This is a genomic window from Gelidibacter salicanalis (genome assembly GCF_007997285.1).
Lineage (GTDB): Bacteria > Bacteroidota > Bacteroidia > Flavobacteriales > Flavobacteriaceae > Gelidibacter > Gelidibacter salicanalis.
The window spans coordinates 153,254-168,776 of the sequence record NZ_VORX01000004.1; the positions used below are offsets into that span (position 1 = coordinate 153,254).

A 15,523-nucleotide genomic window follows, 5' to 3' on the forward strand; every position below is an offset into this window, starting at 1 on the left:
AATTAGGATTCGTGTGTGTTTGTGTCAGTTCTAGAAATATTGACCCTTTTTTCATAAGTTCTTGAACCGTATCAATAAATTGAAAGCAGAGGTGCTCAGGTATATTAGCAGTGTAATTACACGACACTTATTTTAAAAGCATAATTAAGAATCAAGAAAAAAAATTAAAAACTTTAGGTCCGTTGATTAATATAGTTGTGAAAAAATCAGCGAAAATCGCCGTGAGCAGCGGGGAATTATATGTATATTAAAATTATCCCGCAAATCTCTCCTTTTTACGCTGCAAATTAATAATCCCATCGCATGTAATTAATTACACATTATCGCAATGTATACACCTATATCTTTATCCATGTTACAAATAACTAGAGATTTGGTCGTGAAAACCACAGAATGGCTTTAGATCATTACCGTGTTTTCAAAAACATGTAAATCTTATACGATAAGAAACCTGTGAACTTTTTCTAGTCAGAGCTTAAGTAACTAAGTTTATAGCAAAAACCCCGGCATATGCTAGGGTTTTTTAATATTTAAATAGCCTATAAATCACTTGATTCATTTGGTTTTTAAACGATTGCGAAGCATGCAGAGGACACCAATTTCTTCTTTAGATAAATTTTCCGCTTTTTCAAGCAATCGGGTGATTTCCTTTTCAAAATATTTTAAGGTACGACCTTCTGTATAATCTTCAATTATTCGCGGATCGATATACGAGCTACGCGCCACAGACGGGGTGTTACCCAAGCGTTCCGAAACTCGTATAACGGCTTCCTTAATATTTTTGTCTAAGGCTTTTTGATCTTTTTTATCCACCACTCCCAATTCATCCAAAGCAATGGCAGCAATCATGGTGCCCGCCCAAGTTCTAAAATCTTTGGCAGAAAACTCTTCACCCATCACTTCATGAATATAAGCATTCAGGTCGTCACTTTTAACATCAATAATATTATCATCATCATCCAGGTATTTAAATACTTCATACCCTTGCATGTCATCAATTTGCTGGACAATTTTGGCTAGTTTTTTATCGACAATATGTTTTTCCTGTTCTTGTCCAGACTTTCCTAGGTATTTAAATATAATTTCATCGTCATTTATGGTCAGATGTTTATGACGCAAGGTGGTCAGTCCGTAAGTTGCATTTTCTTTGGAATACGAATCGGAGCCAGGTCTGAAAAACGCAGATTCAAGCAAGCGCAACATCGTGGCCATAACTTTTTCTCGCGTTAATTTCCGTTTCCGTAAATGCTGCCCGGTTACCCGCCGCATATGTTCCAGTTGGTCAGCGAAATTAATTATCCGATCAAATTTTTTGGCGTTTTGCCGCTCCGTATATTTTGGGTGATAGATGTATTGTTTTCTGTCCTTATCGTCACGACCGGTCACCAATAAATCCTTTTTTCTATTTTCGGAAATTTCCACATCGGTCCAAGCGGGCGGAATCACTAAGGACTGAATCCAATCTCGAGTGTCTTTTTCAGATATAGTTTTCCCATGTTTATCCTGATAGGTAAACCCTTTCCCGTGTTTTTTTCTGTGGTACATAGCCGAAAATTTTTATTTTAAAATTAGCATAATATCGACAGGTCGCTATTCTCAATTGGGGGAATTGTTAATCAATATGCAAAAACAAAATAAGGTTATGATAAGTTACAATCGGCTGGGGGAGAGGGGTTTAAAGGCCAATTCAGTAGTTTAGGATCGCTCCGGATTCTTTTCGCCTTTTTTAACCTTTTCTTCAGCCCATTCTTTTTCATCTTCATTGACGCTAAGTTTTTCTTGCTCGTCTTCTTTTTCAGGAGAATAATTCAATTTTATATACATCGGAAAATGATCGGAGCCAATATGCCGTCCGCGGGATATGGCCATCAAGGTAAAATCATTGGAATGAAAGACATGATCTAAAGGCCAGCGTAACAGTCGGTACTCCGTACTGAACGTGTTAAAAAATCCACGCCCGCGTCTTGGGTCCATTAAACCACTGACTCTTTGGAAAATTTTGGTGGTCCTCGACCAAGCCACATCGTTTAAGTCGCCAAACACCAAGGTCAGCTTAGGATCCTCTTCCATATCGTTGCCAATCATTAAAATTTCGGCATCTCTGCTGGTAGAGGTCTTGCTCTCCGTTGGACTTGGGGGTCTAGGGTGCAAACAATGTATTTTAGCGCGATAGCCGTTCCCTAACTTCACATAGCCATGAATAGATGGAATGTCATCTTTAACAAGATACCGCACTTCTATGTCTTCTAAAGGCAATTTGGAGTACAGATGCATACCGTATAAATTATCCAACGGCACCTTAACGGTGTGTTTATATTCGTCTTCCAATGTATCCAAAGCCTGTTCCCAACCTGTATCCGATTCTAAGGTGAGAAAGAGATCCGGATTTTTATCTTTAATCAAATCAATCAATTTAGGATAGTCTCTGTTAGTCATCAAGACATTGCTCACAAGGATAGCTAGGGTGTTCCCGTTGCTGTTTCCGGAATAATCGATCACTTGTTTCTTGGCTAAAGTAGTGTACGGATAAATAAGGTATAATTGGTAGAATAAACTTAAAACCAATACGCCGACGATGATAAAATGCCAAGTCTCGTCAAACGGATAGGCAAATGCAGCTAAGACAATATTCAGAATGATCAGAATTGAAATTTGAACTCTAGGAAAATCGAAACCGCGAATCCACCATTGGTCAAAACGTGTAAGGGAGGCGAGGCTCGGAATACAAAAGATGAGATTGATAATAAGTACTATAGTTTCAAAAATGCTCACGTAGTTAGTTTAATTATTTAAGGTGTGATTGGTATATACATTAAGAAACTAGAATATGACTATAGCTTCATTTGAGTTTAAAGATATCAAAAATTTAAAATCTTGTTTACTTCATTTAAAAATAATTGGTCTCCATCTTGCAATTGGCGCAACCGATTCTTCCCTTTGTTCAATTGCTCGCCGCGTCGAACAAGCAAATATAAGAGTGTTTTTAAATTACAAAGTCGATTGTAGGGCGTTGTGTTTAATTTTGCTTAAATTTACTAAAACCTGATGTTATGAAAAATATACTTGTCGCTGTAGACCATCCAAAATACGCCAATCAGTTAACTGCTTATGCGGTGCAAATAGCGAAGCTGACCAATGGTAAAATTTGGATAATTCATGTTTCAGCGGCCAATCCTACGGATTTATTAAGTCGTGAAGCCGGCCCTCAGTTTATTTACGATAAACGAACTGAAGACAATCAAAAATCGGCAGTCTTGATTAAAAAATTAGCATTAGATGTTCAAGAGCAATACAACGTTCCATCTGAGGGACTTTTAGTAGAAGGTTCAGTGGTGAAATCCTTAAAGAAAATTGTCAAGGATAATGAAATCGATCTGGTTGTAGCTGGGCATAAACGAAGAAATCTGGTCTACGGATTGTTTACCGAAAACAAAAAGAAGGATTTAATTGATGAGTTGCAAATTCCGCTCTTGGCAATTCCCTTAATAGACGTTAAATAAAGAAAACCTTAGCGGTTAATGCCTTGTCAGGTTGAATGCAGTCGAAACCTTTTGATTATCTAGACAATGTTTATCGTCAGCGTATTTTTCTAAGTTTTATAAAACTCTTTAATCTTCATGTCAGGTTGAGCGCAGTCGAAACCTTTTGAGCATTTAGGCCATGTTTATCGCCCGCTAATTTTTTAAGTTTATTAAGAAATTTTGAATCCGAAGGCATGTCAAGTTGAGCGCAGTCGAAACCTTTAGAATATGTAGACAATGTCTATGAACGTATGTTTTAAGTTTTTAAAACAATTTGAATCCGAAGGCATGTCAGGTTGAGCGCAGTCGAAACCCTTCGAACATTAGGACAATAATTATCGTCCGGTTATTTTTTAAGTTCTAAAAGAAATCTTGAATCCTAAAAGCATGTCAGGTTGAGCGCAGTCGAAGCCTTTAGAATATGTAGACAATGTCTATGAACGTATGTTTTAAGTTTTTAAAACAATTTGAATCCGAAGGCATGTCAGGTTGAGCGCAGTCGAAACCCTTCGAACATTAGGACAATAATTATCGTCCGGTTATTTTTTAAGTTCTAAAAGAAATCTTGAATCCTAAAAGCATGTCAGGTTGAGCGCAGTCGAAGCCTTAACAGAAAATTAGGATTTATCAAATTCAAAAGATTGTAACTTCATTATTCAAAATAAAAAAAGTCAACTTGAGCGCATCTAACTCTAAAAAAGTTAAAATTTAGCTCAATTTGACATTTAAATGATGTAAAAGACATTCACATTAAAAAATACGTGTGTGTCATTCACTACTTAATTGTTGCGTCTCCATATCGATCCGTTTTTTGTAGTCAATTTTTGTAATGATCCTGAGTTTGATAATACATTCAAAACAGACTCACTTTCATCTCTAGGGGTTCCCGAAAGTTCGGAAAACTCTTTTGCAGTAAGCGAGTGGTAGTTGGAGAACAGCGCTTCCGAAGTTTTACTATACTCGCTTTTTTTGAGTGTAGGATCGAGTTTTAAAATGGCCATTTCATAATAAACATAAGGTTTGGTACCGTAGACAATTTCTTTGTTTCCTGACGCGTCTAAAAAGAACATGGTAGGAAAGCCCCGCACCCCGAGTTCTCTTCCCAAGGCCAAATCTTCTTGAAATTTTTCTTTGGCTGCGCCTTCAAAATCCACTTTTAATTGGATCGTGTCCAAACCAGCTTTTTCAGCAGCCATTTCAATAAATTCCCATTTGGCGATGTTCTTCTTTTCCAAAAACACCAATTCTCTAACTTCTCTAAGAAACAAAATGGCTTTGTCCTGATCTTGCATTTGAGCGGCTTTAAAGGCGATAGATGGCGGATACGAAGATTCTAAAGGATCTTCCAACCACAAGTCGCCATCAATAGGCATATCGTAATGTACGCTTACGTCATCCCAATGCTCCGCAACGTCAGAGGGCTTTCCAATCCCACCGCTGTTGTAGCTCCAATCAGGAAGCAGCCCGCCCATTCTATAATCAATTTCAACAGCATTGCCGTATTCCAATTTTAGTTTGCGCAATTGCGGTTCAATTCCCCAGCACGAGGAGCATATAGGGTCTGTATAATAGATAACTTTAACAGATTTTTTTGTACTCTGAACCGTGCTTTGTGGTTCCGTTTCTAAAACGCCTTCTGTAGTTTCGCACATGCCAGTTTCAATGTCGCATAAAAGCGGATTGATTTGTGTTTCCATTTTTAATTAGTGTTATAAAGGATGTTATAAATAAAAAATCCTGTACCTATAATAATACAAGGTTTCTTAAAAGTTTCTATTGTTTTGCAAATTGTAAGTTAAGTACGATTTCTACATCTTTTCCGAGTGCAGCACCAGTAGGATCGTAATTGACATTATAATCTAATCTATTGATGGTGGTCGTCGCCTTGAGACCTAATTTATCGCCTTTATCATTTTTGGCAATTCCACCAAAATGAACATCAAAAATCACATCCTTGGTGACATCCTTCATAGTCAATTTTCCATAAAGCAAATACTGATCAGGTTTGCCCGTGGCTAACATTTTTGTGGTTTTAAAAGTCATGTTCGGATATTTTTCAACCTCAAAAAAGTCTGCACTCCTTAAATGATTGTCTCTGTCCTCTATATTAGTGTTGATGCTTGTGGCTTTAACCGTAAAATCGAATTTCGCCTGATCTAAAGTTTCTCCTTCCGTGCTTAAAGTTCCGGTATATTCCAAAAATTTTCCGTTTACAAAACTGATCCCCATGTGCGAAATATTAAAATTTAAGGACGAATGGTTGGGGTCAACCTTCCATTGGGTTTGTGCAAAAACACCTGTGCTCATCACTGCCATTACTAGTAAAATCATAACTTTTTTCATAATCTTTTAAATATTAAATTAGATGGTTTAATTATTCGTAACCCGGCATCTACAGAGTTTTATATGTAGATTTCATAGCACTTTATTCCACTTGTCGATTTGAGAGCCATTTTGAACTAAAGGAACACACTCAATTGTATATTGGGTTGTCCATTTTATCTTTTAAGTTTCCATTAATTATGCAAGTAATTTCAATGCAATGGCATCTGTATTACAACTTTTCAAGATAGTGAATTTAGTAGGACTGCTAAAATATTTTAGAGCAATTAAGAATACTTTAGCACAGTTGTGTTATGGCATATGAAATCTTGCGGAATACGATTTTGAAGTAAAATGTCTTGGGTGTGCTCTTCACTATATTGGAACATTTAGTGACAGATTGCTGTAGAATATTATTGACAAAAAAGCATTAAGATTTCACTAAAAAATTGTCTTTGAGATTCCTAAAATTCCTCTCGTCGTCTGAATACGTCATTCAAACCTTTTGAGTTAAGAAAATAGTTGCGAAACACAATCAAAATCAGGAATTTTGCAAAATGAAAGCAGCAATTTACATGGAGAGTGAGAAATTCATTTTCTGCCTCGAAGGCGTTCCTGATGTTGATAAAGCGTCTGCCACTGAAGTGGTGAAGATTTTAGAACATATTGCGATGCATCAAGGTATTGCCAGTATTTATAAGGAATGCGATAGTATTGAAGGTTTAGAGGAGAGCTTGGGGAATCTATTGTATGACGATCATAACTTTAAGGATTATGAAATTATATATCTCGTAATGCCAGGCGAACCTAATAACATTTGTTTAAACGATTACTATTACAGCATGGAAGAAATTGCTGAGCTTTTTGAAGGCAAAATGAAAGGCAAAGTGATTCATTTTGCCAATAGAAAAATTTTGGATTTAACCGATGAAGAGTCGCAATATTTTTTGGACGTGACTGGAGCACGTGCCATTTCTGGTTACGGTTCAGACCTCAACGAGATTTCTAGCACTAGCACATTAGATCGGGTGTTTTTTAGTTTGTACCAGGACAATGACGATTTAAAAGAGGTAGTTGAAGAATTGTTTCAAAAACATTACAGCCTGTGTCAGCTTCTCGATTTTAGACTTTATTATTAACCCTTCTGTCGCGTATTGGTTGTTTGATGCAAGACCAGCTCCAAATTATTATGTTACTGAAATTTCAGATGGCTCAAAACAAGGAAGGTCTGAATTTCTTTTTTGGGCAAGTATTCGATGATTTAGGGCATAACTTCTTTTTAAAGAAATGATAATTTCGAAATAGGAATTTTATTAATTTTTAAATACAAAGAAGATGGACAAAAACAATGACAACCGTAATTACGATCGGGATCGGGATCAACAAGGTCAGGATCGGGATCAGAACAGAAACCCACAGTGGTCTTCAGAAGATCAGCAAGGTCAGAATCGCGATCAAAACAGAAACCCACAGCAGTCTTCAGGAGATCAGCAACAAGGTGGACGAAATTCAGATAATCAACGTGGAAATTCCGGCAATTCTTCTCGAGATATTGAAAGCCGGTGGCAAGACATCGAGAGCGATTACCGCAAGCGTTATGACAATTTAACGGATGAGGATGTGAATTATCATGATGGCGATTTTGACAGTATGACTAATCGTATTGCCAAACGCACCAATAGAAATCAGAACGACGTGAATGACGAGATTCAAAATTGGACAAATTCTTAATGGTTAGGAACTATAGCGTCTTGTATATTCTATCTCTGATCTGGAAATCCCATTGGTAACGATGGGATTTTTTGATCGCATTACTCTCGCCTCACAACTAAACCGCGTTTAAAGGTTATAGGTAAAATAATTATCTTTTGAGTTCATAGGGCATGTAAGACCGCCTTATCTTGGGATAGAATTTAAATCTTAAGAATTATGAATAAAGATCCAGAAGATCCAAACAGAAGCGATGACTACCAGAATATTGTCAATGCCAATAGAGAGCCACAAGGAGACTTGCAAGTAAAATGGGCAGCCATAAAGGACGACTATTTAAATAAATATCCGGACATAACAGAACGTGATACAAATTATTTGTTAGGCGAATTTGAGAACATGTTATCCAATATTGCGACGCGAACTAAAAGAAGTATCGCGGAAGTAAGAAACGAAATTATGACTTGGCCGCAATAGAGGAATAATTAAATTTTTAATATTTATTAGTCTTATAGTCAGTAGTTTAAAATCGATACTTGATGTAAAACTTTAATAGGTAGCGTATGTCTAGAGAATGAGTCGTAGTTTTTTATGGGCCTCTATTTTAGGCCTGTACAACATATCTCAGTTGCTCTGAAAACCCAGAATATTCGACAAGCACATTAAAAACGGCGTCCTGACTCAAGACGCCTCTTTTTGAATTTTATGAATGTTGCGCTTCTCATGAGCGTCGTATGATGCTAGTCGGTTTTAATTTAGAATAACAGATTTTTAAAGGGTATTGCACAGAGTCCCACAGAGGTTTCACAGAGTTCCACAGAGGAAAAATTACTTCTGCTTCAGAGATATCATTTAGGTCACCTAAAAACTGTTCTGTGTTTTGCTTACGACTAATTCTAGGGTCCCTAAAATTGGATAGTGAGGAGGCTAGAATTAAATTAATTTAAACTCTTCAAGCAGCTCCAGTTTTTGCTTAAGTTCCGGAATATTGATGCTGTTTCTGATCCCGTTATCCCGTTCAGTTTTTTTCTCGTTTAAATTCTTAATAATTTCATCGTACACCTGAGCAGGAGTCAATTCTTTACCTTTTTCTTTTTTCCCTTCAATAATGCCGTTGCTTTTTGCCACATCTACAGCTTCAATAATTCGGTGCTGATAATTGTCTGCCACTTCAAAGAAATTTTCATAATACAGGGTGTATTTTTTTGATAATTCTACCAGCTGATCAATATTGTTGTTGTAATATTTGGCATCAATTTCTTTTTGTAAAAGTTCAGAGTAGTTGATTTCTCCTCGGTCATTTCTATATTTATTTTCCAGATTTTCCAAACGCTTACTGCTGAAATCATGATTGAATGTCGTCAAAATTCTATTAAAGTAGGCATCCATGGTCTCACTTTCCTTTCTGGTGGGAACGGTTAAGCTTAGTCGTGGTGCATCTTTTTTAAGCTTGTTTAAAAGGTCGAGCTGTAAATTTTCTAACAAAACTCGGCGATCGCCATTAGAGGATTGGTTTAAGATATTGGCCTTGTCAAGGGTGGTGTAATAGGCCAAGTATTTGTTGAGCTGGCTTTCAAATCTTTTCAATTTGTCCAAATCCGCCTTTTTATCGTTCATCGATGAGCCATAAGCGATATCCAGAATCGAATTAGAGGCTGTAACTGCGTTAGATACAAATGGAATGCTTGCTATTAACGGACTGTTCATCACATTTTTGGCAATATCAATAAAGCGATCGAGTTTTGATTGTTTTGAGAATATGCCGATAGACGTTGCAGATTCAATAATCACCTCCTGAAATGAAAATCCTAGCGGACCTTCCTGAATGCTGCTCAATGATTTGATGTAACCTTGGTATTCTTCATCGGCCAGTCGCGATTTCAAATTAATGATGTCATCACTCAGTACTTTATAAAGTTGGGTAGATCCGTTGATGTTTCTCTTAATGGTATTCCATTTCGTTTCGTCAGAGACTTTTTTGTCCCTTACCAATTCATTTAAGGTCTTTCCGGTAATCTCTAAACTATTTAACAACGTTTCATTATTCATTTTCAAAGATTCAATCTCCTTTCTCAGATTGGCGAATTTGGTCGAATCGGTGGCAACTTGGCCAAAGCTTAAAAATGGACACAGAATTAAAAGCGTAATGTAAAATGTAATTTTCATAGTTGTTGGTATTTGATTGAAGCTAACGTGCTTGTGCATAATTTGTTGCATTTAGAGTTGTATTTATAACTTGAGGTCGTTCTAAATTGTGATTCTGGTTGGTAAAGCCATCTCAGCAAATTAGAAAACTGCGAATACGACTAAATACATTTTCCTAATTGAACACTGCAATAAAAGCACTAAATTAGGATATAAAAATAAATTTCTGCAATCGAAAACTGTAGATTTTTATCTGTTTTTTGTAATGAGTCACATTTATTAAATATTTTACTATCAAAATGAGAATAAACCACAATACCTTTGCAGGTCTCTTAGAAATTCAATTTCTTACAGTATTAAATCGCAACAGTGGATGGATAACTTATTAACGTTCTCAATTACCGTATTTACGGGGTTCTTTGCCATCACGAACCCAATTTCCAACATGACGGTATTTCTGTCTCTAACCCAAGGAGCTGACGATACCACTAAAAAGGACATTAATAAAAGAGCAAATATCATTGCCTTTATCATTGTTACAGTGTTTATCCTTTTAGGAAAATTTATTTTCGAATTGTTTAACATCAGTATTCCTGCGTTTAAAATTACTGGTGGTATTTTGATTTTTTACATTGGTTTTGAAATGCTGCAATCCAAACAATCTAACGTTAAAAACATTAAACATATCCATATTGACGAAAATATAGCGGTATCGCCCTTAGCTATCCCTATTTTAGCCGGACCAGGTACTATTGTTACCGCGATGAACTTCGTGTCGAATGTAACTACCGTTCAAATTTTACTGGTCATTGCCATTTTCGGCTCGATGAGTTTATTGACCTATTTCACTTTCAGACTAAGTAAGTACATCGTCAAGATTGTGGGGTATAACGTCATTTCAGTCATTGGCAAGATTATGGGATTGATTATCGCCATCATCGGAACTGGGATGGTGATAGAAGGTATAAAAATCTCTTTTGACTTGATGTCCTAAGTCAAGTCTTTAATTCTATAATTGATAGGAAGTCCTGCTCAAATCTTTTCAAAAAAAATCTAATTGACGTATATTGCCGTCTTATTTAAAGGCGACAATTATGAAAGCGAATACAGCATTAGTATATATTAAGGAGGTTCTAAAAAACATGCCTTCAGATTGGGTGACGCTAACCACACATCGGTTAGATATCTATAATGAAGACCTGGCTAAAACCGAATTTTTACAAGAGTTCGAAAACTTATACCACGAAAATATTTCTGATGCTGCTGCCTTGCGACAATTGCCAACCGCCTACGATTATATCCGATTGGGACATCCCTTATCGTGTATTTTAGAATGGGGGATCGCTCAAAAAAACGGCATCAATGCAAAAAATGTGATCAGTTTTTCTTCGCAAACTATGCCTATTTACGCGATTCTCAGAATGAATGCCTTAGAGCATAAAAATACCAGAATCCTATATCAAAACGAGCTTCCTGAAGCGTTTAACGCTTCCGATTTAAAAACCATCTACGGTTATAGTTTTGATTTAGTTAAGGTAGGCGATGCGGCTGAAGTTGAGGATTTTAATGGGAGTACTATTTATCTTTCACATCAAAATGAAATTGGCAATTTGCACCTTTATAAGAACATAGATTTCCATCTTCATCTGTATGGTGATCTCGGAAGTGTTTTGGTTGTGAATACAGAAAAGAACGCAGGCTACATTTCGGCTATCCAGCATGTGCGAAGGAGAGAGACTATTGCCATGACCCCCACTAACACCTTAGCAGCACTACAAGCTTTTGTAGAGGCTTCTCAATTCAACAATAATTCTGAAACGACCACTCATAAATCGCAGGTTTTAGAATCCATCAAAGCAATCACCAATTCGCCTACCACAGCGGTCGTGGCCTCTAGTGGCTTATCCATGCAATATGCTATTATGATGGGCCTTGTGCATGAGGCCTTAGAACAGCATAAAGGGAAGGACATTAAGTTTATTGTACCACCAAACTGTTACGGTGGCACCAATGACCAAGCTAGACGGGTTGCGGATAGTTTAGAACATGTTACGGTGGTCGATTTACCTGTTGATGGCGATAATGACATGGTGCAAAGTATCGAAACCATACTAGCAGAAATCGCCCATCAAGACGCCATCCCATACATCATTGCAGAAATTCCCACCAATCCGAGAGTTGAAGTTCCAAACTTGGAAGATTTACGAGCAGTTTTAAGTAAAAAACGCAGCACAGCAACAGGAAGTGCTGCCGTGGATCCGGTTTTTATTTTAGATCAAACATTTTGTCCTAATGTGCATTTTTTAGGTGAAGGCGCTATCTTATCATCGGTTAGAGCCTTGTCATATGCCAGCGGTTCCAAATTCCCGAGTGGTGGTAAATGTACTGCCGGGTATTGCGTTGGAAATACATTAACCCAAGGGTTGATGACGAAAATTGAGCGTCATTTGATACTTTGCGATAATGAGGCGACACCTCTACAATATGAGCTTTTGGCAGAACAATTGCCGTCTATGAAAAAGCGCATTAAGGAAGCTTATATCAATACGCGAGACTTTGTCGATTTTATTAAAAAGACCCTGCCAGAAGCTAAGTTGAATTTCGTTTCAGACGACTTAGCAGAACAAGGTTTTACACCGTCCGTGTTTTCATTAGGACTGCCAACTAAAGGTGCCACAGACGACGAACAGGAAGCCTACAAAAGAGCATTAAATTTGAAATTGATTAATTTGATGATTACTGAAATTCCTGATGAGAGTAAGTTTTGTGTCAGTTATGGCCAGCTCAAAGGAAGTTATTGGACGGTTCCAGCAACCTCCACTCAAGGCACAACCAAAGAAGGGGATAAGGACTATATTGTTAGAGTGTCGTTATCCCCAAATTTAGATATGGAACGCCATAAAAAAGTCTTTAGGGAGTTTGTGGCCAGCATTTAAAATGTCGCTACAAAAGAATGTAGGCGATTAATGATGTAACTAAATGTCTTGAAAACAGTTATTGTTGTGAAGTTAAAAAACTGCGGTCGCGGATGAGGCGTTTCTTCCAATAGCCCGTTTTGAAATAGATGAAGGCTATAATTCCGGCAATAAAATTAGAGATAGGGAAAGACCACCAAATGCCTTCAGGACCATATCCTAAGGTGTTGGCAAGAACATAAGCCAGCGGAAAGCGCACCAGCCACAGACTCATAATAGATATAAACATAGATGCTTTGGTAAAGCCCGCACCGTTAAAAGTGCCATTCATCACTTGTTGTAAGCCTAAGAATCCGAAACTGATGGACATGATTTTTATAAATAAAGCACCATCTTTAATTACCTGAAGGTCGTTCGGAATAAAAAACGCCGTTAAAGGTTCAGCCACCAAAAACATGATAAGCCCTAATCCCGTAAACCCAAAAAAGGCTAATTTAGCACTCAACCGTGCTACTTTTTCTGCCCTTTTAATCTTTAATGCGCCGATATTCTGACCCACTAAAGATGTGGTGGCAATCCCAAGGCCTAATGCAGGAACCACAATAAAACTCAGCATTCGAGCTCCAATGCCATAGGCGGCGACAATATCACTACCAAAACTCGTCACAATCACCATCATAAAGGTCATCCCCAACGCTCGCGTTGATTGTTCAATACTCGCGGGTAAGCCTAAATTAAAGGTTCGTTTAAGGTTTTCCATATTGAAATACATGGATGATAGCGAAATTTTAATTCCGTGTTTTCCCCTAAATAAAATGACCAATCCAATGGTGGCGGCTACAGCTTGCGTAATCACACTGGCTACGGCAGCCCCAGCCACGCCGTAACCTTTTATAGGGCCGTAACCATATATAAACAGCGGATCGAGCACTGCGTTTAGAATTACGGTACACAATACGATATAAACCGGGAGCATAACATTTCCGATGCCCCGCATGAGTGATTGAAAAATGAAGAAAATGAATAAGAATACGAAGCCTAGAGATGATACTTCAAAATAGGTGGTGGAGTCTTCAATAATATCTGGGCCTGCGCCGATAACTTTCATCAGAGGCCCTGCAGCAAAATAACTGACTATGGCCAAAACAATGGAGGTTAAGAAGATTAAAAACACGCTTTGGGAGGAGCTAAAATCAACCATCTTTTGATTACCAGCGCCTTGGTACCGTGCCACCATAACGGTGCCGGCCAAAGTTAGACCGGCTCCTATAGAGAGTACTAAAAACAGCAATGGGAAACTTAAACTCACTGCGGCTACCGCATCTGCACCAATTCTTCCCAACCAAAATGTGTCGATCAGCTGATAGGCCGATTGCAGAATGTTGGCGAAAATTATAGGTAACGCTAAACTCAGTAGTGAGTTAATCAGTTTTCCTTCGGTGAATTTATTTTTCTTATTGGTACTCATTCGTACAAAATTATAACAACCTTTTTAATGTGATGCCTAAATTCATCTTAATACTTGCTGCATTGCAATTTTAGACCTTTGTGAAGTTGATAGTTTTCGCCTGAAATCAATGGTTCGGCTTATTGGTTATGGGTTAATTCGAAAAAATCACGTTTTCCAATTTTGATTTTCTTTTCTGCGGTCAACATGATTTCTGTAAAAGGATCCGTTTTCTTTTCATTATCAATCTGTACCGCACCACTTTCAATTAAGCGTCTGATTGCTGATTTGGTCAATTTTCCTTTTAGTTGCGCACACAGTTCAACCAAGCTTAACGTTGAATTTTCACTGTGAATGTCCCCAATCAAAACAGGAACAAAACTTTTCTCTTCAAAATTTTTATTTTGAAATTGATTGACGAAAAAATTCTCAGCTGCTTCCGCTTTAGTAGGCGTGTGGTATTGTGAAATAATGTTTTTAGCAATGATTTTTTTAATTGCCATCGGATTTTCACCTGCACCCAGACGCGCGGTGATGGCTTGTTTTTCAGGTATTGAAAAATCGGTCGTTAAATGCAGGAACTCTTCAATTAAACCATCCGGAATAGACATTAATTTACCAAACATGTCATTGGGTGCATCTGTCAATCCGATGGTGTTGTTTAGAGACTTGCTCATTTTCTCTTTACCGTCTAAACCTTTCAACAATGGCATACACATGATAATTTGCGGATTCATGTCAAAGGTTTCTTGCAATTGTCGGCCCATGGTACAATTAAAAAGTTGGTCCGTACCACCCATTTCAATGTCTGCTTTAATTTCTACGGAATCAAAACCTTGAAGAATTGGGTATACCAGTTCGTGCATGCCAATTGGAGAGTTTTCACTAAAACGCTTGTTAAAATCGTTTCTGTGCATGAGCTGGGCGACGGTTACTTTAGATAAAATTTGGATGACTTCAGTAAAGGACAATTTGTCCAACCAATCCGAATTAAAGACGATGCTAACCTTGTCAATATCTATAATTTTAGACAATTGCTTAAGGTAGGTTTCAGCATTGTGCTGCACGTCGGCGGCTGATAAAGGTTTCCTGCTTTTATTTTTTCCCGTCGGATCTCCGATGCGTGCAGTAAAATTTCCCACTAAAATGACAATTTGGTGGCCCAAATCCTGAAATTGCTTCAGCTTTTTTAAAACCACGGCGTGTCCCAAATGTAAATCTGGAGCCGTAGGATCAAAACCAAGTTTGATAATCAGTGGTCGATTTTCGGTTTTAGCGAGTTTCAATTTGTCTTCCAAACCAGTTTCTGGAAGAATGATTTCTACATGTTCTTTTAATTTTGATAGTGTTTCCATAGTTTTTAAAAATGAAAAAGCCCAAGCTAATGCTCGGGCTTAAGGTTATTGTATGTATTTAAAGTATCAGATGTTACTTGAAGTATATGCATAGCCATTCCGAGCAGG

13 protein-coding genes are annotated in these 15,523 nt (G+C 37.6%); 6 read left to right on the forward strand and 7 right to left on the reverse strand.

The features are described 5' to 3' along the window. Positions 1-555: 555 nt before the first annotated feature. The gene (locus ES711_RS10070) at positions 556-1,545 is read right to left on the reverse strand and encodes a DNA topoisomerase IB (RefSeq protein WP_146893168.1); all 990 of its coding nucleotides are present in this window, start codon (positions 1,543-1,545) and stop codon (positions 556-558) included. Between the two features lie 150 nt (positions 1,546-1,695). Further along, positions 1,696-2,772: an endonuclease/exonuclease/phosphatase family protein gene (locus ES711_RS10075; RefSeq protein ID WP_146893169.1), complete on the reverse strand. Its 1,077-nt coding sequence runs from the start codon at positions 2,770-2,772 to the stop codon at positions 1,696-1,698. A gap of 278 nt (positions 2,773-3,050) precedes the next feature. Here ES711_RS10075 and ES711_RS10080 point away from each other — a divergent pair, with 278 nt between their 5' ends. Continuing rightward, positions 3,051-3,500, forward strand: a complete 450-nt coding sequence (locus tag ES711_RS10080; protein ID WP_146893170.1) for a universal stress protein — start codon at positions 3,051-3,053, stop codon at positions 3,498-3,500. An 800-nt stretch (positions 3,501-4,300) separates the two neighbouring features. Here the strand turns inward: ES711_RS10080 and ES711_RS10085 are convergent. Both ES711_RS10085 and ES711_RS10090 read right to left on the reverse strand, forming a co-directional pair. Beyond that, positions 4,301-5,218 (reverse strand): DsbA family protein, encoded by a 918-nt coding sequence (locus ES711_RS10085; RefSeq protein WP_146893171.1) that lies wholly within the window; start codon positions 5,216-5,218, stop codon positions 4,301-4,303. A gap of 76 nt (positions 5,219-5,294) precedes the next feature. Beyond that, the gene (locus tag ES711_RS10090; RefSeq protein ID WP_146893172.1) at positions 5,295-5,864 is read right to left on the reverse strand and encodes a YceI family protein; all 570 of its coding nucleotides are present in this window, start codon (positions 5,862-5,864) and stop codon (positions 5,295-5,297) included. Between the two features lie 554 nt (positions 5,865-6,418). Here ES711_RS10090 and ES711_RS10095 point away from each other — a divergent pair. From ES711_RS10095 to ES711_RS10105, 3 genes are all read left to right on the forward strand, one after another. Further along, the gene (locus tag ES711_RS10095; protein ID WP_146893357.1) at positions 6,419-6,982 is read left to right on the forward strand and encodes a DUF6642 family protein; all 564 of its coding nucleotides are present in this window, start codon (positions 6,419-6,421) and stop codon (positions 6,980-6,982) included. A 196-nt stretch (positions 6,983-7,178) separates the two neighbouring features. After that, positions 7,179-7,574: a hypothetical protein gene (locus ES711_RS10100; RefSeq protein WP_146893173.1), complete on the forward strand. Its 396-nt coding sequence runs from the start codon at positions 7,179-7,181 to the stop codon at positions 7,572-7,574. 198 nt (positions 7,575-7,772) lie between these two features. Continuing rightward, entirely contained in the window at positions 7,773-8,030 is a 258-nt protein-coding gene (locus ES711_RS10105; protein WP_146893174.1) for a hypothetical protein, read from the forward strand. A 456-nt stretch (positions 8,031-8,486) separates the two neighbouring features. Here the strand turns inward: ES711_RS10105 and ES711_RS10110 are convergent, their stop codons facing one another. Continuing rightward, positions 8,487-9,719, reverse strand: coding sequence for a hypothetical protein (locus ES711_RS10110; RefSeq protein WP_146893175.1), 1,233 nt, complete (start codon positions 9,717-9,719; stop codon positions 8,487-8,489). 352 nt (positions 9,720-10,071) lie between these two features. Here ES711_RS10110 and ES711_RS10115 point away from each other — a divergent pair, with 352 nt between their 5' ends. Both ES711_RS10115 and ES711_RS10120 read left to right on the forward strand, forming a co-directional pair. Further along, positions 10,072-10,692 (forward strand): MarC family protein, encoded by a 621-nt coding sequence (locus tag ES711_RS10115; protein ID WP_146893176.1) that lies wholly within the window; start codon positions 10,072-10,074, stop codon positions 10,690-10,692. 100 nt (positions 10,693-10,792) lie between these two features. Beyond that, a complete protein-coding gene (locus ES711_RS10120) occupies positions 10,793-12,634 on the forward strand; it encodes a PLP-dependent aminotransferase family protein (RefSeq protein WP_146893177.1) in 1,842 nt (613 codons plus the stop codon). A 58-nt stretch (positions 12,635-12,692) separates the two neighbouring features. On the opposite strand, the gene ES711_RS10125 is transcribed toward ES711_RS10120, so the two are convergent. Both ES711_RS10125 and tyrS read right to left on the reverse strand, forming a co-directional pair. Beyond that, the gene (locus tag ES711_RS10125; RefSeq protein ID WP_146893178.1) at positions 12,693-14,081 is read right to left on the reverse strand and encodes an MATE family efflux transporter; all 1,389 of its coding nucleotides are present in this window, start codon (positions 14,079-14,081) and stop codon (positions 12,693-12,695) included. 119 nt (positions 14,082-14,200) lie between these two features. After that, positions 14,201-15,415 (reverse strand): tyrosine--tRNA ligase, encoded by a 1,215-nt coding sequence (gene tyrS / locus ES711_RS10130; RefSeq protein ID WP_146893179.1) that lies wholly within the window; start codon positions 15,413-15,415, stop codon positions 14,201-14,203. Positions 15,416-15,523: the final 108 nt, after the last annotated feature.